This is a genomic window from Parasutterella excrementihominis YIT 11859 (assembly GCF_000205025.1).
GTDB lineage: Bacteria > Pseudomonadota > Gammaproteobacteria > Burkholderiales > Burkholderiaceae_F > Parasutterella > Parasutterella excrementihominis.
Genome location: NZ_GL883758.1, coordinates 1 through 901 on the forward strand (window position 1 = coordinate 1; position 901 = coordinate 901).

At 42.4% G+C, this 901-nt stretch carries 2 protein-coding genes; both read right to left on the bottom strand.

What is annotated here, in order from left to right; all coding sequences use genetic code 11:
* Positions 1-329: 329 nt before the first annotated feature.
* On the bottom strand, positions 330-608 hold the full coding sequence (locus tag HMPREF9439_RS11180; protein WP_008864944.1) for an HU family DNA-binding protein: 279 nt from the start codon (positions 606-608) through the stop codon (positions 330-332).
* Between the two features lie 38 nt (positions 609-646).
* On the bottom strand, positions 647-901 hold a 255-nt coding region (locus tag HMPREF9439_RS11185; RefSeq protein WP_008864945.1), incomplete at its 5' end, for a site-specific integrase.

Sequence of the window (901 nt, forward strand, 5' to 3'; positions counted from 1 at the left end):
AAAGTTTCACCGGTGAAACTTTTCGCCGATTCTGATTTTGGAGTTTTCAATCATTCTTTCAGCAGTTATCCATAATCCGTTTACAAGGATTGTGGGTAACTGCCCTGACTGCTGAGAGTTGTCCTCATTTTCCGATGGTGAACGCTTGTCTCCGAAACTGGCCGTAGTGAACCGAAGAAAATTGTGGGCAACTCGAGGCTCGAAAAGTTTCACCGGTGAAACTTTTCGCCTATTCCGATTTAGATTTAAAGAAAAAGGAAGAGACTGCTATCACAGTTACTCCTCCTTTGTTTATATTTAGTTCTTACGCTTCTGAGAAACAGAGCAAATTATTTTGTATTTAGTGCGTCTTTAAAAAGTTTTCCTGCAACAAATTTCGGCTGAATCGAAGCTGGGATTTTAAGTTCTGCACCTGTTGCAGGATTCCGACCCACTCGAGCTTCGCGCTTGGCTGACTTAAAAGTGCCGAACCCCACTAAAGTGACTTCATCGCCGGATTTTACCGTTTTGATGATTTGACCCAATAATGCTTCCAAGACCTCTTTGACATCAGCTTTAGGTTTGCCAGAGACTTCTGCTACAGTGGCTACCAATTCAGTTTTATTCATTTATTTCTCCAAAATAATTGAGACAGGACTGACTTATTTTACCCAATCGGTAGAGCGCGACATATTTCTTTTCGCTGCGTTTCGCTGCGATAGTCGTACATAGAAGTAGTATTGACTGAAGCGTGACCCATAGCCCGCTGCAAAACGAACACATCACAACCATTCGCCAGCATCGTGGTTGCAAAAGTCCTTCTAAGATCATGGGGCTTTACTTTTTCCAAACCAGCCAAGGTCGCTCTTTTTTGAAGAATCCGATAAATCGAACCGGAGAGCATTTCTTTGAAAATGAAGCT

Bases quoted from the DNA above. Each gene is read 5' to 3' on its own strand.
- HMPREF9439_RS11180 (WP_008864944.1), bottom strand. From the start codon at position 608: ATGAATAAAACTGAATTGGTAGCCACTGTAGCAGAAGTCTCTGGCAAA.